At 69.7% G+C, this 19,447-nt stretch carries 21 protein-coding genes; 19 read left to right on the top strand and 2 right to left on the bottom strand.

Annotation, left to right across the window (positions count from 1 at the left end):
• Nucleotides 1-57 precede the first annotated feature (57 nt).
• Nucleotides 58-810 (bottom strand): GntR family transcriptional regulator, encoded by a 753-nt coding sequence (locus tag ACF1BE_RS29600; protein ID WP_392202067.1) that lies wholly within the window; start codon nt 808-810, stop codon nt 58-60.
• A 202-nt stretch (nt 811-1,012) separates the two neighbouring features.
• Here ACF1BE_RS29600 and ACF1BE_RS29595 point away from each other — a divergent pair, with 202 nt between their 5' ends.
• The 19 genes from ACF1BE_RS29595 (at nt 1,013) to ACF1BE_RS29505 (ending at nt 15,938) form a co-directional block, all read left to right on the top strand.
• Entirely contained in the window at nt 1,013-1,411 is a 399-nt protein-coding gene (locus ACF1BE_RS29595; RefSeq protein WP_392202066.1) for a hypothetical protein, read from the top strand.
• Between the two features lie 284 nt (nt 1,412-1,695).
• Nucleotides 1,696-2,355: a hypothetical protein gene (locus ACF1BE_RS29590; protein ID WP_392202065.1), complete on the top strand. Its 660-nt coding sequence runs from the start codon at nt 1,696-1,698 to the stop codon at nt 2,353-2,355.
• Between the two features lie 318 nt (nt 2,356-2,673).
• Nucleotides 2,674-2,859: a hypothetical protein gene (locus ACF1BE_RS29585; protein WP_392202064.1), complete on the top strand. Its 186-nt coding sequence runs from the start codon at nt 2,674-2,676 to the stop codon at nt 2,857-2,859.
• 159 nt (nt 2,860-3,018) lie between these two features.
• The gene (locus ACF1BE_RS29580) at nt 3,019-3,330 is read left to right on the top strand and encodes a WhiB family transcriptional regulator (RefSeq protein ID WP_392202063.1); all 312 of its coding nucleotides are present in this window, start codon (nt 3,019-3,021) and stop codon (nt 3,328-3,330) included.
• 110 nt (nt 3,331-3,440) lie between these two features.
• Nucleotides 3,441-3,800, top strand: coding sequence for a hypothetical protein (locus tag ACF1BE_RS29575; RefSeq protein ID WP_392202062.1), 360 nt, complete (start codon nt 3,441-3,443; stop codon nt 3,798-3,800).
• A 240-nt stretch (nt 3,801-4,040) separates the two neighbouring features.
• Nucleotides 4,041-5,762 carry a DUF2637 domain-containing protein gene (locus tag ACF1BE_RS29570; protein ID WP_392202061.1) on the top strand — a complete coding sequence of 574 codons (1,722 nt, stop codon included), beginning with the start codon at nt 4,041-4,043 and terminating at the stop codon, nt 5,760-5,762.
• 124 nt (nt 5,763-5,886) lie between these two features.
• Entirely contained in the window at nt 5,887-6,378 is a 492-nt protein-coding gene (locus tag ACF1BE_RS29565) for a hypothetical protein (protein WP_392202060.1), read from the top strand.
• Complete coding sequence (locus ACF1BE_RS29560; RefSeq protein ID WP_392202059.1) at nt 6,375-6,611, top strand: hypothetical protein; 237 nt, start codon at nt 6,375-6,377, stop codon at nt 6,609-6,611. The genes ACF1BE_RS29565 and ACF1BE_RS29560 overlap by 4 nt, the downstream gene beginning before the upstream one ends.
• A gap of 374 nt (nt 6,612-6,985) precedes the next feature.
• Nucleotides 6,986-9,013: an ATP/GTP-binding protein gene (locus tag ACF1BE_RS29555; RefSeq protein ID WP_392202058.1), complete on the top strand. Its 2,028-nt coding sequence runs from the start codon at nt 6,986-6,988 to the stop codon at nt 9,011-9,013.
• A gap of 15 nt (nt 9,014-9,028) precedes the next feature.
• On the top strand, nt 9,029-9,445 hold the full coding sequence (locus ACF1BE_RS29550) for a conjugal transfer protein TraB (RefSeq protein WP_392202057.1): 417 nt from the start codon (nt 9,029-9,031) through the stop codon (nt 9,443-9,445).
• Nucleotides 9,446-9,526: 81 nt separating this feature from the next.
• Complete coding sequence (locus ACF1BE_RS29545) at nt 9,527-11,644, top strand: chromosome segregation protein ParM (RefSeq protein ID WP_392202056.1); 2,118 nt, start codon at nt 9,527-9,529, stop codon at nt 11,642-11,644.
• Between the two features lie 79 nt (nt 11,645-11,723).
• Complete coding sequence (locus ACF1BE_RS29540; RefSeq protein WP_392202055.1) at nt 11,724-11,912, top strand: hypothetical protein; 189 nt, start codon at nt 11,724-11,726, stop codon at nt 11,910-11,912.
• Nucleotides 11,913-11,982: 70 nt separating this feature from the next.
• Complete coding sequence (locus ACF1BE_RS29535) at nt 11,983-12,528, top strand: hypothetical protein (protein ID WP_392202054.1); 546 nt, start codon at nt 11,983-11,985, stop codon at nt 12,526-12,528.
• A gap of 120 nt (nt 12,529-12,648) precedes the next feature.
• The gene (locus ACF1BE_RS29530; RefSeq protein ID WP_392202053.1) at nt 12,649-13,446 is read left to right on the top strand and encodes a hypothetical protein; all 798 of its coding nucleotides are present in this window, start codon (nt 12,649-12,651) and stop codon (nt 13,444-13,446) included.
• Nucleotides 13,447-13,520: 74 nt separating this feature from the next.
• Nucleotides 13,521-13,772 carry a hypothetical protein gene (locus ACF1BE_RS29525; protein ID WP_319246173.1) on the top strand — a complete coding sequence of 84 codons (252 nt, stop codon included), beginning with the start codon at nt 13,521-13,523 and terminating at the stop codon, nt 13,770-13,772.
• Nucleotides 13,773-14,029: 257 nt separating this feature from the next.
• Nucleotides 14,030-14,455: an RRQRL motif-containing zinc-binding protein gene (locus tag ACF1BE_RS29520; RefSeq protein ID WP_319246175.1), complete on the top strand. Its 426-nt coding sequence runs from the start codon at nt 14,030-14,032 to the stop codon at nt 14,453-14,455.
• Nucleotides 14,456-14,474: 19 nt separating this feature from the next.
• Nucleotides 14,475-14,900: an NUDIX domain-containing protein gene (locus tag ACF1BE_RS29515; RefSeq protein WP_392202052.1), complete on the top strand. Its 426-nt coding sequence runs from the start codon at nt 14,475-14,477 to the stop codon at nt 14,898-14,900.
• A gap of 1 nt (nt 14,901) precedes the next feature.
• On the top strand, nt 14,902-15,192 hold the full coding sequence (locus ACF1BE_RS29510; protein WP_392202051.1) for a hypothetical protein: 291 nt from the start codon (nt 14,902-14,904) through the stop codon (nt 15,190-15,192).
• 122 nt (nt 15,193-15,314) lie between these two features.
• Complete coding sequence (locus ACF1BE_RS29505; RefSeq protein WP_392202050.1) at nt 15,315-15,938, top strand: hypothetical protein; 624 nt, start codon at nt 15,315-15,317, stop codon at nt 15,936-15,938.
• A gap of 1,043 nt (nt 15,939-16,981) precedes the next feature.
• On the opposite strand, the gene ACF1BE_RS29500 is transcribed toward ACF1BE_RS29505, so the two are convergent.
• Nucleotides 16,982-19,423, bottom strand: a complete 2,442-nt coding sequence (locus ACF1BE_RS29500; protein WP_392202049.1) for a tyrosine-type recombinase/integrase — start codon at nt 19,421-19,423, stop codon at nt 16,982-16,984.
• Between the last annotated feature and the right edge of the window lie 24 nt (nt 19,424-19,447).

Below are 19,447 nucleotides of genomic sequence, written 5' to 3'. Positions count from 1 at the left end.
ATGGCCCCCACAAGACCTAACGATCAGGGGGTGCACACAGTGGCTGGAGCTCGAAGTTCAAGCGTTGCTGTGCCACATCCCTGGACGAAGGACGTCCTCCCAGACTTCCAGCGGGCCGTCATCGTCGGAGTAAACAGTGCGCAGCACCAGCACCGGCACCGGCACGTCAGGCGGTACTTCGATGCCGAATTCGCTGAGCTCGTTGTCGGAAGCGAGGCGTGCGGTGCTGCGCTCAGGACCGGCGGTGACGCTCTTACCCGTCCGCTCCGCGTACAGGTCGTGCCTGAACTTCTCCATGGGGTCGGTCTGAAGAAGCTCCGGGAGGACGATCAGGGCTCGCATATGGATCACATTCAGGGCGAGCACCGTGGGCTTGTCCTCTCGGACGAACGTCCGACTTCTGAGTACCACCTCGTCGTACAGGTCGATGCCGAGAAGATCCGCGATCTCTGGGTCCGCGCACGACCGCAGGACAGCGCGCGAGTTCACGTAGTCCTCGCGAGGCGCGAGAGCCCGGCCCGTGCGACGGAGTCGCTCGAGGCGAGCCGCGCCGGTGATGGTACTCAGAGGCGCACTGTCGGGTCCCAGGACAGTCGTGCCGCTCCCTTGCAGGGTGCGTACGAGCCCTTCGGCCTCCAGCGCTTGATAAGCGCGGTGGACGGTCGCAATGGCGCCCCTACCTGCATTGACCTGAGCCTGGACGGAAGGCAGCCGGTCACCAGGTGCGTAGGCGCCACCAGCGATCTGCGCCGCGATCTCATCGGCAAGTTGACGCCACTTGGGTGGCTGCTTCGGGGCTGCGGGAGGCACTGGCAGCTCCTTCCTGTCGGACATTACTCAGTCAACAGCATTCTAGAAGACCTTGACAAGTCTTCTAGAAGACTTCATTGTCGTAGTCATCAGCGGCGCTCCGAACTAGGAGGGACGCCGAAACGGCGCTGATTTTGCCTGCCCGACGCACTTGATCGATGCATCTCGCCCCGGCGGGACCGTTCTCGAATGGATCACCCAGATGAACGCCTCCGCTTCCTCCGCTGGCCTTTCCGAACAGTTCGACAGCGAGACCCTCACCCTGCTCGACGAACCGAACGTCGAGATCTCCGAGTTCGGTGGGGTCGACCTGGACGTCGTCTTCGGCACCCCGCTGGAGATGTACGAGCCCGCCGGCACCCGGCGCGAGATTCGCGCCTACGCCGCCGCCATCGTGGTCGCCCCGAGCCGGAGCTACGAGCTGTCGCTCAGCCACGGGGCCGAGGGCCAGGCCCGTGTCGACGCGGCCCGCGACATCCTCGCCGACGATCCCACGATCACTGCCCGGGTTCGTGAGCGCCTGGTCGATGTGCTCCTCCCCTACGCCGCTCAGCTGCGCACGCCGCCGGTCACCGCGGCGCCCCTCTTGGTCGCAGCCTGAAGCCAGCGCCGCCGGGTCTTCGGACCCGGCTCCCCCACCCGGAACCGTCCCTAGGCGGCGCCGGATGAGGGAGCCGGACCCACGGTCATGCACCCCCACAAACCTTCATACGTCTGGCTGTCCGTGCTTACACGCCGGCCGGGGTGACGAGTACGACGCGGTCCCCCGAGAGCACCAGCCAGTTGCGCCACCCGCAGCCGTTGCGTTGCCTGTCCGTCACAAACCGCCCGCCTTCACGGGGATGGCCTGCGGCGGGCGGAGAACGCAACAGCAAGGGAGACGACATGCGTCACAACGGACGTACCCCCCTCAAGGCCAGCCAGATGCGGCCCGAGCACCTCAGCCTCCGCGAGAACGAACCCCGCCTCGCGGTCTGCCCCGACTGCGACACCTGGCACCGCCTCAAGAGGTCGATGATCCTGCCCCACCGCGACGGCACCCCCGTCGAGAAAACCGAGCGCCGCTACTTCGGCAACAAGCCCTCCGGCGGCCGCCGCTGTGACGGCAGCGCACAGCGCATCGTCATCGACATCACCCCCGAAGAGTGGGCCGAACGCCTACTCGCGGCCGAGACCACGGCCGCCGGACGCCGCACCGCCCGCCCGATCCGCAAACCCCGCCCCCAGGCCGCGCCCGCGCCGGTCCAAATGCCCGCCGCCACCCGCCCGCTGCGCGAGCAGCTCGCCGAACACCTGCAGAGCGACTGCCCCCGCTGCCGCGCCGGCAGCTGCGTCCGGGTCATCGAACTGCGCCAGCAGATCCGCCGCACCGCCGAGATCGCTTCCGCCCCGGCTGTCCCGATCTACGGCCAGCTCCGCACCGCCTTCCGGGAGCACCGTGCCTCCTGCACACCGTGCAAGAACGGCACCCCGTGCGACGCCGGCCGCAAGCTCGCCGCCCGGATGACCAACATCGCCCGGGAACAGCTGGCCCGCACCGCCTAACCACGGACGATCACCCACGGCCGTCTCCACCGTGTCTCCCTGGTGGGGGCGGCCGTGGCTGCTCGTACGACCAGCCTGAAAAACACGACAGCCCCGGCGACTTGAGACCCCCGGGGCTGTCCAGGACCCGTATGGAGGACCTGATGCACACCAGCATCGCACAGCACCCCACCGACTCCGACCCGGACATGGACGAGGCCCTGCGCCGGGTGCGGGGAGGCAAGTGATGAAGGCGATCACGAACCTGACCGACGAGGAGCGCGCTGAGCTCTCGCGGAAGAACGCGGAGCAGAACAAGAGGTCGGAGCAGAACCGCCGATGAGTGCCCGCCCGACCGATGACCTGTTCGTCCGCTACATGAAGGCGTTCGAGGACTCCACCAAGCACACCGCTGACTGCCCGGCCTGCCAGGGCGAGACGCCGTGTGCGCAGGGAGCGCCGATTCACGAACGGTTCGCCCGGCTCCAGGACGCCTACACCGCACGCCAGAAGCAACAGCGCTGATCCCCCGGCATTGCCCGTCGTCCCCGCCTCATGCCAGGCGGGGGCGGCGGAGAGCGCCGGGAGCTCACCCCCGCTCCGGCCGTTTGGCCGCAGACACACGAACAGCCCCAGGGAGTGCGCCCCTGGGGCTGTCTCGTACGGACCTTCTAGGAGGCCCTGATGAATCGCACGTCCATCGTACGCACCAACTACGCCCCCGCCCCCGACCTGCCGGTCAACACCAACTGGCGCAAGGACGGCGCCTGCACGCGGGAGGACCCCGAGCTGTTCTTCCCCATCGGCAACACCGGCCCGGCACTCCTGCAGATCGAGGAGGCCAAGTCGGTGTGTCGCACCTGCCCGGTCCTGGAGCGCTGCGCCTCCTGGGCGCTGGAGATGGGCGAGGCCCACGGCGTGTGGGGTGGCATGAGCGAGGCCGACCGCAGCCGCATCAAGCGCCGCGCCGCCCGCAACCGCACCAAGGCCGCCTGATCCGATCTGGCGGCTGCCTGATCCGCCCGCACCGGCCGCTGCACCACGGCGGCCGGGACGGGCGGTGACGGGGAGCCGGACAGCCCGGACCGACAGCCGAGGGAGGCCCCATGGCCACGACGATGACCCCGCTCCAGCCCGGCACGGAAGCCGCCGCCCAGGCCGCCGCGTTCGCGATCTTCGGCAGCGACATCCCGCCGATCGACCCCGACGACTACGACGGCAGTTGGCGCACCACCCTCCACGTCATCGCGGAGGAGTGGGTGGGCGAGGGCCGCTTCGAGCGGCACGCCGCCCGCACCGCGACCGCGCTCAACGACCTGCTGAACACGCAGAAGCTGTACGGCGTCGGCTCGCCCGAGGCGCGCGGCGAGGGCGCGCGGATCCAGCCGCTGATCGACCGGTGCCGTCACTTCGGCATCACCACTGCCGACCTCCGCCGGCACGGCGCGCAGTTCCCCGAGAGCTGACTTCGCGCCCGCCCGGCGGGAGCCGCATCGAGTTTCGAGCCCGCCCCGCGACGCTTCGAGAGACCGGCCGCCCACCCCCCGGGCCGCTGGCCGTTCCGTGCGCCCGGAGCGGGTAGAGCCGGTGCCAGTTTCGTGATCAACCGACCGCACCGACCGCCGCTTCGGGAACGCGCCGCCGCGTTTCGGGAGCAGCCCCCGCCGTTTCGCGCACGCCCTGAACGACCCCCTCCGGAGGCCCCCATGACGATCACCGACTGGCCGCACACCGCGGTTGAACCTACTCCCGAGACGGCTCCACCGGCCGCCGTTTCGGGAACCCCCAGGCTGGTTTCGCGGACGACCGGCGCCGTTTCGGAGACGCCGGAGTTCGTTTCGGAGACGGAAAGCGGAACCGGAACGAACCACTCCCCGGCGAAGCTGACCGGCACCCAGAAGTGGACGACCGGAGCGATCGTCATCGCCGCGCTCGCCCTCGCCGGCATCGGCCTGTACCTGTCCTTCGAGCACGTCGCCCAGTTCGCCCACGAGGAGCTGCGCTTCGGCTCGCTGGGCAAGGGCCAGCTGTTCGCCGTCGGCGTCGACGTCGGCATCATGGTGATGATCGCGGTCGACCTGCTGATGGCCTGGCTCAAGCGGCCCATCAGCTGGATCCGCTACCCGGTGTGGCTGCTGACCGCTGCGACCGTCGTCCTCAACGCCGCGTCCGGCGCCCCGGAGGGCGCCTGGAAGCTGCTCGACTACGTCGCGGCCGGCGCCCACGGCGTCGTGCCGGTCCTCTTCATCACCGTGGTGGAGCTGGGCCGTGACGCCATCGACCGCGTGGTCCGCCCTGAACAGGCCGAACGGGACTCCATCCCGTGGCTGCGGTGGGTTCTCGCTCCGGTCGCGACGGCCCGGATCTTCCGCCGGATGCGGCTGTGGGGCGTCACCTCCTACCCGGAAATGATCCGCCGCGACCAGCAGCTCATCGCCTACGAGCAGTGGCTCAAGCGCAAGTACAAGGGCGACATCACCAAGGCCACCGAGGACGAACTCCTGCCGATGAAGATGGCCCCCTACGGCTACACCGTCGCCCAAGCCCTGGCCATGCCCGAAGAGCAGGAACAGGCAGCCCAGGAACGTGAGGAAGAGGCCGAGCGCCGCCGCCTGGACGCGGAAACCCGCAGCGAGGTCGCCAAGGCGGAGTCCGAAGCCGAGCGGCTGCGCGCCAAGGGCAAGGTGGAGGCGGTCCGCGCGGAGGTCGACGGCCGGACCGGCCAGGCCCGCGCCCACGCCCGAGCCCAGGTCAGCGCCGCAGAGCGGGCCGCTGAGCTGGAGCAGCAGGCCCTCGACACCGCCGTGATCGCCGAAGCCCGCGCCCGTGAGGCGGAGGCGGAGCGCAAGGAGGCCCAGGAGCGCGAGGCGAAGGCCGAAGCGGATCTCCGCGCGGCGGAGCTGGAGCGCCAGGCAGCCGAGAAGCGGAAGGAAGCGGCGGAGGCCGACCGGGTCGCCGCGGCAGAGGCTCAGGCGATCGAGACCCAGACCATCGCCGAAGCCCGCGAGGCCGCTGCCGAAGCGAACCGGCGTGCTGCCGAAACGGAGAGGGCCGCTGCCGAAACGCAGCGCGCCGCCGCCGAAGTCGCTCGCAAGAAGGCTGAGGAGGAGCGCCTCGCGAAGGTCGCTCTCGCTGATGCTGCGCGTGCCGAGAAGGAAGCCGCCGAAGCCGAGCGGGCTGCTGCCGAAACGCGGCGGGCCGCTGCCGAAATCGAGCGGCGCGCGGTCGAAGCCGAGGACGTCGCGAAGCTGAAGCCGCGCGAGCGGGCGGTCCGCCGGGTCGCCCGGATGATCCTCGGGGCTGGCGGCGACGCCGACCGGCTGCCGCTGGCCGACATCCAGCACGAGCTGGCCGTCACCTCCCCCGGCACCGCCTCGGAGTACCGCCAGGAGGCAGCCGAGCTGCTCGCCGGCGGCTACCGCCCCTGATCCACATGTCCGGCACACACCAGTGAGGGCCAGCCCACGGCCATTGGGCTGGCCCTCGCTGCGACTGCCGGAAGCAGTCAACAGCCCCCCGAGTACAGCAGATCCGACCCCCACGGAGGACCCCGTGAGCACCGAAGACAAGCCCTTCTTCGACGACCCGAACGCGGCGCTGCGCGAGATCGCGCAGAACCCGGCCGCCTACGCGCACTACCTCGCGGACTTCCACCGGGTCGTGCTGGACATGCAGGCCAAGCTGGAAGTCCTCCAGCACGAGACCCGCGTGCACTGCCGCGGAACCCGCGTGGAGGGCGACAAGTGGAAGCAGGCGCAGCTGCGCTCTTTCCCGGTGGAAAAGTCCCTGAACGACGTCATCAAGCACCTCAAGAAGGCGACTTCAGGGCTGGAAAAGAGCGCCCATAAGCGCCATGCCCACGACGAAAAGGTGAAGGAGGTCAGGAAAAACCGAAAGGAAAAGGAGCGGCTCAAGGCGCGTAAGAACAACCCGCCGCTCCAGGCCGCCCCGGAAAACTCCGGGCAGCAGGGTGCGCAGAGCCTGAATATGGGCTATGGTGGCCCCACGTCGATTTACAACCTGGACCGCAGGGAGTCGGCGTGAGTGCAGGTCGCCCGCTCACGAGAGCAGAGCGGAAGGATTTCAACCGTGCGGAACACGAGCGGAAAATCAAGCAAGAACTGATCGCTCAGCACGGTGAAGAACTCGGCACCTTCTACGCCTGGCTTCGGATTGTGAATATCCGAGGCACACAGGCTTATCGCGCAGGGAACACGGACTTCATCCGTGAGGTGACGCTCGCCCTGCACAACGTCTACAGCCGCCACGGCCGCTAGCTCCCCGCGTCCCGCACGAAGGGCCGTCCCCGATCCCCGGGGGCGGCCCTTTGGCGATCCCAACGCGTGCCGCGCGTGACGCGTGCCGCGCGTGACGCGCACGCGTGTACGCGAGGCAGGTGCCGACTGTCAAGCCCAGGAGGAGGGGTCGCGTGTCCGACGACACCGACAGCAACGTGATTAACCTTCCCGCCCGGGGCGGCGATTCTGGCGGAATGCCGGACGCTCCCGACGGCGGGGATCTCTTCTATTCTGAACCGCCCGACAGCGGAGCGGGCGGCGTCGTCCCTCCGGAGTCCCCGGCGGAGACGACAATGGAACTCCCGCCTATTCGCGGGCCCATTTCCCCGGAAACCGCTTTGCGGGAAACGGGAATGCCCGACACTCCGGATTCCGACGATGGGGAATACGAGGAAGGCGAATACGAGCAGCCTCGATCTCTCGCCGATCGCCTCGGTGACTGGCTGGAATACCGGCTGGAAGTGGCGCGGGACCGGCACGCCGGAGAAGCGCCCTTCCGTGAGGCTGAAATAGCGCGCAAGGCCGCGCTTTTGGAGGCCCGCACCGCCCAGGAAACAGCGATGATGGAGCAGAACGCCAAGCTCCACACCGCGCAGATGAAAGCGAAAGCCGACAAGGCGGCGGCGCGCGGCAAGGCCGACGCGGCGCGGTCCTCCAGCTCCGGCCTGGGCGCCGACAAGGGCGGCCGCTCGAAGGCCGGCGGCGGGGGCGGCTCACGCGGAGGCGGCGGCAGCTCCGGCGGCTCGGGCCGGGGAACCGGCGGCGGCCGGGGCTCGGGAACGAACGGGTCCGGCAGCTCCGGGCGAGGCTCTGGGGGCAGCAACTCCCCCAAGGGCGCCGGGAAGGGCTCTGATCGCTCCGCTGGCGGCCGTGGAGGCGGTTCGAAGGGCAATGAGTCGTCCGGGGGGTCCAAAGGCCGCCAGAACGGCTCTGGTAGCTCCGGTGCGGGCAAGGGCAGTTCGGGCGGCTCCGGCGGCAAGAACGGCTCGGGCAGCTCCGGCTCCGGCAAGGGCGGCTCGAAGGGCGACGGCGGCAAGTCGAAGGACTCGCCGGCCTCCAGCCCCCGGGCCGAACGGGCCCGCGGCCGCCAGGAGCGCGCCGCCGCCCGCCAGGCCGCCCGGCAGCAGCGGCGCAGCGCGAACCAGGCCGCCAACCTCGCCGACCGCAGCAAGGACCGCGACCAGGACCGCGCCGCCCACCAGGCGGCGCGCGAGGAACGCCGCAGGGCGAAAGCCGAGCGGAAGGCCGCGAGGAAGGCGAAGCGGGAGGCAGCCAAGGCCGCCGACGACCGCACCACCCTCGGTGCGGCCGTGGCGGAAGAAGCGCAGCGCCGCTGGGACAAGCGCCGCGGAACCGAGAAGGACAAGGCCGCGAAGGACGGCAAGGCCAAGGACTCCACCGGCGACAAGGCCGCCAAGGACTCCGAGGCCACGACCAAGAAGATGCCCAAGGACGGCCCTGAGTCGTCTTCTGACAGCCCGAAGGACGGCTCCGCGACCAAGGAGCCGGACGACGGCAAGAAGGGCGCCGAGAAGCCGTCTGACAGCTCCGGCGACAAGGATGCGAAGGACGGCACCGGGACGGACGACGGCCCCAAGCCCGACGACGTCAAGGACCCGCCGGGCACGGACGACAGCGGCGACGGCCGCTCCTTCAGGGAGAAGATCAAGGACTTCTTCGTCAAGCCCGAAGAGGGCACCACGCCGCCCGAGGCGGAGGAGCCGTCAAGGCTTCGGCCTGAAGACCTGAAGGTCACGGTGGACCGTCCTGGCGGCCCGACCCGCTCCCCGAAGTCCGAAGAGGCTGAGGAGATCATCCCGGACGCGGTCATCGTCGAAGACGCGGCCGACCCCTTCGGGGCCACCGTCTCAAGCACGGCGAGCCTCCCCCGGGCCCCGGAGCCCCACACCCAGCGCCCTGGAACCAGCCGACCCACTGCACAGGAGGACCCCGTGGCATCGGAGGTCAGCAAGCCCACCTCGGGCAAGACCGGCATGGCGGCCAAACACCGGACCGACATCACCTTCGGCGAGTACCTGATGGAGATCGTGAACATCGCGATCGCCGCCGCACTCGACAAGGACCGCGCCCAGGACCTGGCCATCGCGCTCGGCAAGGTCGCCGACGCCCTGCGGGACATGGCGACAGACCTGATCGGCGACCACAACATCGCCACCGAGGTCGTCGACCAGATCACGGACCTGGCCGACGCCGCGGACCGTATGAAGCAGCTGGCCGAACGGTGCGCCACCGAGTGCGAGATCGCCTCGGAGGCCGCCCGGATCGCCGCCATGTCGGTCGGCCGCGTCTACGGCGAGGACATCCAGGCCATGGACGACGCGGGCCTGGCCCACGCCTCCGCCGCCGCCCACCACGACTAGGAAGGAGGTCTGCTGATGAGCGACCTCGCGCCCACCACCGGCGGCGGTGCCGCCGCCCGGACTGATGGCGACAACCGGTACAAGGCCGTGCAGCAGAAGCTCAAGACGTTGGGCCAGGCCATGGACCTGGCCAGCAACGAGCTCGAGGCGTTGCTGCGCGGCATGCGGTTGAACGCCCAGCGCTCCGAGGGCCTGGCCGTCGACATCGCCAACGCGGAGCTGGACCGCAAGTTCATCGAGATGACGAACCAGGTGTCTGTCGCCCTGGGCGGCGCCGCCGTCGAAGTGAAGAAGCTCCACGAGACGGCCCAGGAGGTGTCCGGCCTCGCCCACGACGCGCGCCGCAAGCACGCGCGGCTGTACGAGGGCCTGGACACCGTCCGCTCCGGCCGCAAGGAGCGCACCCCCAAGCCGGGCTTCTTCGCCCACTGACCCTGAACCACTGAAACCCCCTGATGGGCGGCCCGCCACCGACGGCGGGTCGCCCATCGCCATCTCGCGAAGGAGAACCTCGTGTCCGTGCCGCGCAGCGTCGCCCTGGAGCGCACCCTCTACACCCTGGCCGCCCCGGTCCTCGCCGCGGCCCCGAACCTCTACCCCGACAGCCCCGTCAACACGGTCGTGCAGCTGGCGGGCGCGGCCGGCGTCGGCGGCTGGGTCCTGGCCTACAAGAGCGATGAGTCCGGTGCGGGACGAAAGGCCCTGCGCTGGTCGCCGCTGGTGTTCGCGGCCGCCGTCGACATCGCCGCCCGGAACACGATCGGCTGGGGCCCGTGGTGCGTGGACGGTCTGCTCGCCGCCGGGTGGGCGGCGGCCGGCCTGCTGGTGATGCCGTTCTCCCGGCACACCCGCCGGGGTCACCGTCCTGCCCTCGCTGCCCCGGCCCCCGCACCGCAGCTCCAGCCCAGCCCCGAGCCCTCGCCGGTGCAGCTGGACGACGGGGCCGACCACTTCACCCGCCAGGTCCGCCAACTGTGGGAGAACCGCGGACTGCCCGGCCGCACCATCGTCATCAAGGCCACCCCGCACCCCGGCACGCGACACGACCTGTCGCTGCTGCTGCGCGCCTCCGAGGCTGGACGACCCATCACCGGCCTTAGGGAGGAGGACATCGCCGCCGCGTTCGAAGTCGACGTCACCGATGTGCGCATCGAGGACGTGGCACGGCAGCACGGCCGCGGAGGCGGGCCCGGCTGGAAGGAAGTCCACGTCACCCCCGATGCCGCAGAGCGGCGCCGCAAGGCCCCCACCGCTCACGAGTGGTGGGCCGACCGGATCGCGAGCGGCCCGGTGCCCGGCTCGGAGTTCGTCAGGGAAGTCCGCGACCACGCTCGCCGGGTCACCCACTACATCGCCCGGGTCCCCGACGAGATGGGCGAGCCGCGCGTCAACCAGCACGCCCTGGCGGCCGCGCTGAAGACCAAGTACGACGAAGGCCGGCTGTTCGTCACCGTTGACGGCAACCAGATCCTGGTCTCCCTGTGGGACAGCTCGCCGCTCGCGCAGGTCTTCCCCGCCACCCGGGAGCTGCTCACCCCGGACAAGGACGGACGGTGGGTGACCGGCTACCTCGGCAACGGCCAGCCCGCCCGAAACCGCGTCTACACCGACCGGGGCGCAGCCCACGGCCTGTTCGTCGCCCCGTCAGGCGGCGGCAAGACCCAGCTGATGGGTCTGCACGTCGCGGCCGACGCGCTGTTCGGTGCGGTGGTGTGGCTGGCGGCGGAGGCCCCGGACGAGAAGGCGGCCACGCTGGGCGGGTACACCGACCGCTACGGCGTCGGCGCGCTCTACATGATCCGGCTCCTGCGCGCCCTGGACGCCCTGATGGAGATCCGCGGCGAGATGCCGTGGGAGGACGGCAAGGTCTACGACTGGGACCCCAACCTGCCGGGCTGCCCCTACCGGATGCTGTCCGCCTACCTCGATGAGTTCCTCTCCGCCGCCCGCCACGGCGACTACGGAGCGGAGATCATGGACCTCGCGGAGAAGGTGTCCGTCAAGGGCCGCAAGTACGGCATCGGCATCAAGGTGGCCGGCCAGTCCATCTACGTACAGGACGGGTTCACGCAGCTGCTGTGCGAGAACCTCCGGGAGAACTGCATCCCGGTCGTGCTGAAGGTGGCGCCCAAGAAGGTCGGCGACATGTTCAAAGCCCTTGGCATCCCGCCCGAGCAGACGCCTGATCCCCTTCCCCGGTCCTTCTCTCCTGCTGAGGCGGGCCGGATCGAGCGGGTGATGCGCGGCGAGCCCGAGCCGCCCGCCAACTCCAACACCGGCGGCGCCGGATGGATCATCGAGAGCAAGCAGCCGGACGTCCTGCGCACGCTGTTCATGGACTTCAAGGCAGGCCTCGACGACTACTTCCCCGACACCATCGCCACTCTCACCGACTACGAGATCCGCGAGCTCGAAGCGCGGGACCTGTGGTTCGACTGGACGGAGCCGCCCCGGCCCGGCGAGTTCGGTGACGAGCCGGGCGACGGCGAGGACGGCGAAGACGACGGTGCGCCCAAGAAGGGCGGCGGCGGTGGCCCGCGCCGTGGCGGCGGGAAGTCCGCCACGCGCCGCGACGCGGTCACCTCGCCCCGCCAGGCACTGGAGGCCATCAAGAACCTCTCCGGCGTCTGACCACCTCCACACACCAACCCCGCAGGGCCCGGCCGTATCCCGGCCGGGCCCTGCTTGTACCTGGAAGGACACATCGCCCATGGCCGTATCGATCTCCGCCGTTGTCCTGCTCGGCATCGTCGTCTTCGTCCTCATCCGGGGCGGCTACGTACGCCTCGGGCCCGCCCTGGCCTGCGGCCTGTTCGGCTTCTTCCTCGCCTCCACCGGCGCCGCGCCCTTCATCACCGACGCGATCGGCACCGTTACCGGCTGGATCTCCAGCATCTGACAACCGCCCCGGCCGTCGGCGTCGAAGGCGCCACCCCGCCCCGTGCCTTCGACGCCTCCAGGGAGTCCCGATGCCTCAGACCCACCCCGCCATAGACCAGACCGCCCCGACCACCGCACCGCCCACGCCGCCGACGGCACTGTCCCTCGAGGAACGCATGGCGTTCATCAACGCGGCGATGAGCGTGCGGCTGGACGAAGCGAAGGTCGCCTACGAGGTCAACACGGCGCACATCGACACCGAGCCCGTGGACCTGGCCGACGTCGTCACCGTCCCGCTGACCCCGACGCTCCAGCCGCCGCCGCAGTCCTACCCGACCCCGGTCGCGGCCCTTCTGCAGCGCGCTCACCACCGGCTGCTCACCGGCGGCTGGTGCAAGGACGTCCTGGTCGACGAGGACGGAGCTCGCTGCATGCTCGGGGCCATCCGGATCGAGGCCCGCGGCGACAGCAGCCTGGAGGCCAGCGCGGCCTCCGTGCTCCTGGACGCGGTCCGCCGCAAGTTCGGCGACGACGTCGACTCCGTGCCGTCCTTCAACGACGCGCACGGCTCCGGCCGCGTCCCGATGCGAATGCTCGACCAGGCCGCCGGCCTCGCCGACGCCCGCGGCCTCTGACCCCCAGCTCTCCGGACCACCTGCCTCGCACCCGAACCCCTCGCGGTCGGGTGCGGGCCAGGCCGTCCGGCCTGCGCACCACCACCCACCACAGCCGCCCGAGCGAGGGAGACACCCCGCATGCAGTCCGACGACAAGCCCGTCAACGGCCACCCCAGCCCGAACAGCCCGAGCTTCTTCGACCTGTTCGGCCAGACGCCCGAGCCGCCGGTCACCGACCTGGACCCCGGCACCAAGCGCTTCGCCCGGCTGCGCGAGGCGTGGGACGCCTCCTGGGAGCAGGGCGGCTTCCTGTACGAGCGGTGGGAAGACGTCCGGCACGCGCAGTTCGCGGGCTGGCACGGGATGGCCAACTGGATCAAGGTGGCGCTCAGCCTGGCCAGCGTGTGCGCGTTCATCATCATGCTGGACACCGCCGGCGACATCCTCTCCGCCGTGGCCCACCAGATCGCGGTCGCGACCCCCGAGACCCAGCTGGCGTCCGAGACCTCCAACAGCTTCTGGGCAGTGATCGACACCCCGATCCGCACGTACATCGCCCAGCACACCGGCCACCTCGCCGTCAGCGGATCCGCCGTCTACGCCTTCTGGCAGGCGGTCGGCCTGTTCGGCCTGATCGGCGGCTTCTTCCACAGCACCGGCGCTCGCATCACCTACAGCCTCTGGGGAGCGGCAAGCGTCGGCATGGTGTGGTCCGCCTCCCCCGCCGACGGCCGCACCGTCGCCACCGGCATCGCCGTCCTCGCCTGGACCATCGCCTCCGTCGTCGCCCTGCGCGGCCTGAGCCTGCGCCCGGTCATCCACACCGCCTTCCAGCCCCACATCGACATCCGCCCCCAGGTCCACATCCCGCCGCAGCCCGCCCCCGTCCACGACGACCTGGACGAGCCGGACAACGTCCATCCGCTCCAGCGCTGACCCAGGCACCACTCCCGCCCGGCTGGGGTGCCGCACCGACCAGGGCGCGGCGCCCGGATCTGAACGGACATCTCATGCAGAACACGAACACGCTCTGGGTCGGCACCTACCACGGCCGCCACGACGGCCGCCCCGTCACGGTCACCGCCACCCGCGACGACACCCGCCCCGAGCCCTTCGCCTGGACGTGCACCTGCGGAGCCTCCCAGACCTTCCCCACCGAGGACGGCGTGGACCGCACCGCCTGGCGGCACACCCACCCGACCCTCTTCGACCAGCTGCGACAGAAGGCCGCCCGACTGCTCCGCACCCGCAGCACCCGCTGACCTGACGCCCTGCCTGGCCCTCGCCCGCCCCGCCCCCGGGGCCGGGCGAGGACCGGACAGGCCGCCCGGCCACCAACTCCCGCGCCCCGCCGACGCACCGACGTCAGCGGGGCGCGGTGAGACCCACCCAACCGCTGGAGGAGAACACTCGTGCTCATCCCCCGCCCGCGCCGCCGGATCGGCCGGCCCCGCCCGCAGCGTCCCGGCCCCCGCTACCCGGTCCCCCAGCATCGACTTCCCGGCTCCTGGAGCAGGTGATGGCCGACCAGGACGAGGACCTGGTCGACGTCGACCCGCACGACCCCGGTGACGGCTCCTTACCGGTCTTCCGGTGGAAGCAGGCCGGGCGCGAGAACCTCGCGACCCGCCGCCAGCTGCGGGAGATGGGACTGCGCCCCGGAGGCCAAGAGCCCGTCGCCCGGATCGAATGCCGCGGCGGGAAGCGGTGGGCGTGGCTGTACCGGATCGACCTGGCGAAGCCGAAGCTGCCGATGACGCTCGCGAAGGAAGCCGCGCTCGACAAGGCGATGGCTGCTCGCCAGACATGCGGCACCTGCCGCCGGCGCTACTTCCACTGCATCCCGCTCAAGACCTTGGGCTCGTGCTTGGAGTGCTTCGACGGCACGCCCGCCGACCCCGCCTCCTACATCGCTCCCCCGGCCAAGCACCTGCTGGCCGCCTGATCCGAGAGGACACCAGCTCATGACGACCGACACCACCGACACCACCGACGAGGCGATTCGCTACACCGCCGACGTCGTCCTGTTCGCCGCCGGCCACGTGCTGCTGATCGAGCGGGGCTGGGAGCCGTACGAGGGCTACTGGGCGCTGCCCGGCGGTCATGTGGACGTTGGAGAGACGAGCGTTGTCGCCGCTGCGCGCGAACTCGAGGAGGAGGCCGGTATCGCTGTTCCGGTCGCGGACCTTCGGCAGGTAGGTGCCTTCGACGACCCCGGCCGCGACCCGCGCGGTCGGTACGTCAGCGTCGCCTACACGGCCACCCTGCCCGCGCCCGTGCCGCCGACGGCCGGAGACGACGCCACGGCCGCCCGCTGGTGGCCCCTGGACGCGCTCCCCCACCTCGCGTTCGACCACGCCGACGTCCTCACGGCCGCAGCGGTCCGCTGAAGTGACCGCCCGCCACCTGCGCGCCGCCCTGTTGCTCGCCGCCGCCGTTCCGCTCGCCGCGGCGACGGCCGCCGTCGTGCTCAGGGCCAGCAACCTCAAGCTCTACGCCGACCGGCACCGCATCGAGATCACCGCCCGGCCCCGGCCGGACTGCCCTCGCTGCCACGGCGAGGGCGGCTGGTGGACCGGCGCCACCTTCCCCGAGATGGAGGCGTGCGGCTGCTGGTCCGACCGGCGAGAGCTGCGCATTCGGCTCCTGCCCATCCCGGCCTGGAACGAGCCGCCGTTCTGAACACCACCGCCCCCGGCCGGAGACCGGCCGGGGGCGAAGGCACCACGGGGCGTCCGCAGCATCGGCAAGAGGCCGGACCCCCCGCACCCCACCCCGAATCCGAGATGAGGAGCACACCCAGCATGACCGATCGCCTCCGCGCCATCGAGGGCCTCGCCCTGGTCGCCGCCCTGACCGCCGTCTTCGACGGAGTCCACGCACTGGGCGACCAGTTCGTGCAGAACTCGCACGACGCGACGACCAAAGGAATGCACGGCTGCCACCTGGTCTACAAGAACGACGGCTCCCCGGTGGAAGAGAACCCCTGGCGGCACGGCAAGGACGGCCGCACCTGCACCGCAAGCGCCTACGGCCGCCGCTCGGTGAGCCGACACGTCGCCAGCTACAGCGCCGTGCAGCTCGCTTCCACCCTCGCCGTCACCCGAACCCTCGGCTACCGCGTCCCCGCCAGCGCCCTGCTCACCGGCGCCGCGATCAACGCGATCACCCACGGAATCCTGGACCGGCGCGAACCGCTGCTCTGGCTCGCGGAGAAGGCCGGCAAGTCCGGCTACATCAAGCACGCCACCGTCGTCCGCAAGGCCGGCGGCGAGGGCACCGAGTACCCCCAGGCCGTCCAGGACGTCTCCGGTCCCGGGACCGCGCTGATGGAGCTGGACCTTCTCTGCACCATCAAGGCCAGGGAGACTCCATCACGCTTCTACGTTGATCCGCCACACTCGGAAGATTCCCGATCTGTTCCTTAGTGTTTATCATGGCTGAACGCCAGGCTGGTATGAGCCACCGCTCAATAGTCTGCTGCAATTCATCTTCATTGCGATCTTGGATACTCCATGTTTCGGAACTAGGTGTCCTACTCCACGTCGCTTGACTGTCTCCGGGAATCCATGCCTTTGCGCGGACTGCGATAGAGACAACTGTCGCTTCTTCCTCGTTGCCCATCGGGAGGTCGGCAAAGGGGCGCAATTCTACCCTGGTCTCCCAATACACCTCTTCGCCGTCGACCTTGTCGGTGCAGAAGAGTATCCAGTTATGCCCCTCGTCCCAAAGGTGGGCAGGCGGAGAGGCTTCACCAAACTCTTTTGCCGTCAGTTCAGCGCTGTGCTCAATGGCGCGCACCGCACTTGCAAACAACGAGACCGCCACCGCTTGCTCCTCCCTTGGCGAGCCTGCCGCTGACCGTGTCCCCGCACGTCTCCAGAGGGACCACGTGCAGGATGCTGCTGACAGGCACTCCCGCCGCCCCTATTTGAAACTCTATGCCACCGCCAGCCCAAACAGCCGGAAATACTCCGGGTGGGGCGACGGAAGGGCCCCATAGTTCGGGAATTTGAATCGTGTCGATGACTACCGCGAGATCCTTGGGATCATAGAGTCCCAGGCTGTAAGGAGCTGCGCAGGCCGAATATGTTGTCGGGGAAACCCATGTGTCAGGCCGAAGCCCATCACGCCTAATTCGAGCAAGTGCATCGATTCCCGTGTAGTGGCACATCATGGGATACCTGTCAGCCCAATCTTGGCCTGTGTTTGACGGGTTCCCCCAGGCTCTCAGTGTGGAAGCAGGGACGCCGTAGACTTGCACGTTCTCGCGATCGCGCAATTCAGAAAAGGAGTCGATTCGTGCCACGACTAAGCCCCCTTGAGTCGACTCGGTAGCATGCAGTAGCGGATGAACCAGGAGCTTCCCGTACCAGCCTCTCGCCGATGAGTGAGGGGTGCAATCCGGGGTGGGATCGTGTTCGCGGTTTGAGTGCTCGGTTGCGCCCCGACGACGCAGATTGGCTGCTGGTCATTCGGCTGTGGATCGGCTGTGAGGGACAGAGGGGATGCCCAGGTTCACCGGGGGCAACTGCTGCGACCGGTGAACTTGGGCCCGCTTGGAACGCAGGAATGTCAGGGTCAGCTCGATGCCTTCGACCTCGCCCTTCCAACCTTGGGCGATCGCGTGCTGGTGGCGGGCGACCAGGTCGTCCTCCAGCTCGTCCAGCCGGGGCAACATCGTCGGGTTGACCGAGAGCATCGGGCATCTGATGCAGGCGTGCTCATGCGCGCACGGCGTTCCGTAGGGACGTCCGCAGGAGCCCAGCTCGACCTTCCGCTTGTCGAAGTGCTCCTGGAACTCCGACCACTCCTCCGATGTGGGATCCCGGTACTCCTCCTCCGGCCGCAGCTGCCGGCGCTGGTCAAGAAACTGCTGGTAGTGCCGCACGATGTCGTCGTTGAAGACCGCGACGTAGCCACGAGTGGTCTGGATATTCAGGTGGCCGAGCAACGCGGCACCGATGTGGATGGGCAGCCCGGAGTTGACCAGGTCGGTGGCGAAGATCCTGCGGAAGTCGTGGGCGGAGAACGACGTCCCGACGAACTCGGGGTGGGTCTTGGCCAGCTCGGTGCAGCACTTGCGCAGGCGGCGCCAGATCGTGCTGGTGCTCATCGCCTGTCGCTCCAGGCCGGTCTGGGTCTGGAACAGGTAGGGCAGGGGCGGGCACCACACCTTCTCGTGGACGTCGTACCGGCTCGCGATCGGCACCGTGCCGTAGGTGCCGCGGTGCCGGCGGATGACCTGAGCGATGACGTGGAACAGCTCGGCGGACATCGGGATCACCCGCTCGCGGTCCGTCTTGGAGGGAGTGACGACCAAGAGCGCGACGACCTCGCCGTTGGGGCGCTGGTAGTTGCGGACGCTCAGGTGGGTCAGCTCTGTCAGCTCCTCGATTCGCAGGCCGGCGTGCCGGAGCGTTTCGACGACGGCCCAGTCCCAGAAGGCCGCGGTCTCGTCCCGGGTGACGGCGACCAGTTCGCCGGTGTCCCGGTTGACCGCCCGGACAGGGAAGGACTTCTCCGTCTTTGCCCGCTTGAGGTCGTACTCGCTGGCGGTGCGCTGCCACTGTGCGCCGACGGCAGTGAACCGCTCACCGGGTTCAACAGCCTGGGCGGCGGTGAGGATCTCGCGCAGCCGCATCCACCGGTTGGTGACGTGGTCGACCAGCAGAGGCAGCAGGGGCTGGCGGACGCGGGTGCGTTCGGCCATCCGTGCGTTGATCTCGCGGCGGCGGACGTTGAACCAGCGCAGTTCGGCATCCCGGACGGGGCAGGGCACCGACCACGCCGCCCAGCGCTCGGGTTCGGCGACCGCCCAGCTCTGCAAGTCCAGGTAGAAGGTGCGGACCTTGAGCAGCACGCCGTCCATGTCGAGCCGGGGTCGGCCGCCAGGCAGGACGGAGATGGTCTCCTTCCACTGCTGGTAGGTCTCCTCGCTCAGCCGCAGGTCGGCCTGGTCGGGGTTGACCTTCTCGACGTTGCTCCAGAACGTGCCGGGCAGGACCCGGGCCAGCTGCCGCAGCGAGGAGTGGTCCAGGTCGGCGGCGCGGCGGCGAAGGTAGTCCACCAGCAGGTTGCGAACGTTGGTGTTGCACAGATGCTGCCGGTCGACGAGTTCCTCGACGCTCTTCTGCCCGCCGACGAGTGCGGCCCGCAGCACGTGCGGAGCCGACGGCGGGAAGTGCCCCGACTCGTAGAGGATGTGCCAGGCCGCGATCGCCGCGTAGTTGTACTCCTGGCCGCGCTTGGTGGCCCCGCGGGTGAGCTGCTTGCGCCGCGACTCCAGCGAGTAGTGCAGCAGCACCTCCGGCGTCAGGTCGGCCAGGGAGATCCCGAACACGGTCAGGGCGCAGGCGACGTCGAACAGCGCGGTGCGCTGGGCCGCCGGGGTCGCATCGGAGGCTTCGACCGCGGCGTGGAACTTGTCCAGCAACGGGTCCTTGGCCACCAGGCGGAAGTCGAGGGCGTAGTTCGGGTAGGTGTGGCCGCGGAAGGCGTCCAGGCTCGGGCGGATCACTCGCAGGCAGAACAACTGGCGGGTGCCCGAGATAAACAGCTTGCGCAGCTTCTTGTCCTCGCCGCCCAGGTCGCCGGGATTTGTGCCGTACTCGTCCAGTCCGGCCGCCACCCATCGCTGCTGCCAGGTCGTGCCGGGGAACCGTTGGAGGTGTTCGAGGATCGTCACCGTGCTGAGGCGGCGCAGCCGGCGCCGCTCAGAGCCCTCGTCGTCCCAGGCTGCCACGACCGCGTCGGCCACCTTGGTCAGCGAGGCCCGGGAGAGGTCACCGGCCGGCCAGGGTGGGTTCTCCGGCTCGGGCGGCGGCGCGGGCTGGATGACCTTGGTGTTCACCCGGTCCGCCGGCGCCTCCCGCAGGGGGTTGCGCTGGATGCGTCCGGTCGTCGGGCCCATGGCCCGTGCGTTGTAGCCAGCGGT

The organism is Streptomyces sp. NPDC014991, assembly GCF_043080665.1.
GTDB lineage: Bacteria > Actinomycetota > Actinomycetes > Streptomycetales > Streptomycetaceae > Streptomyces.
This window is presented reverse-complemented; position numbering and strand designations above follow the sequence as displayed.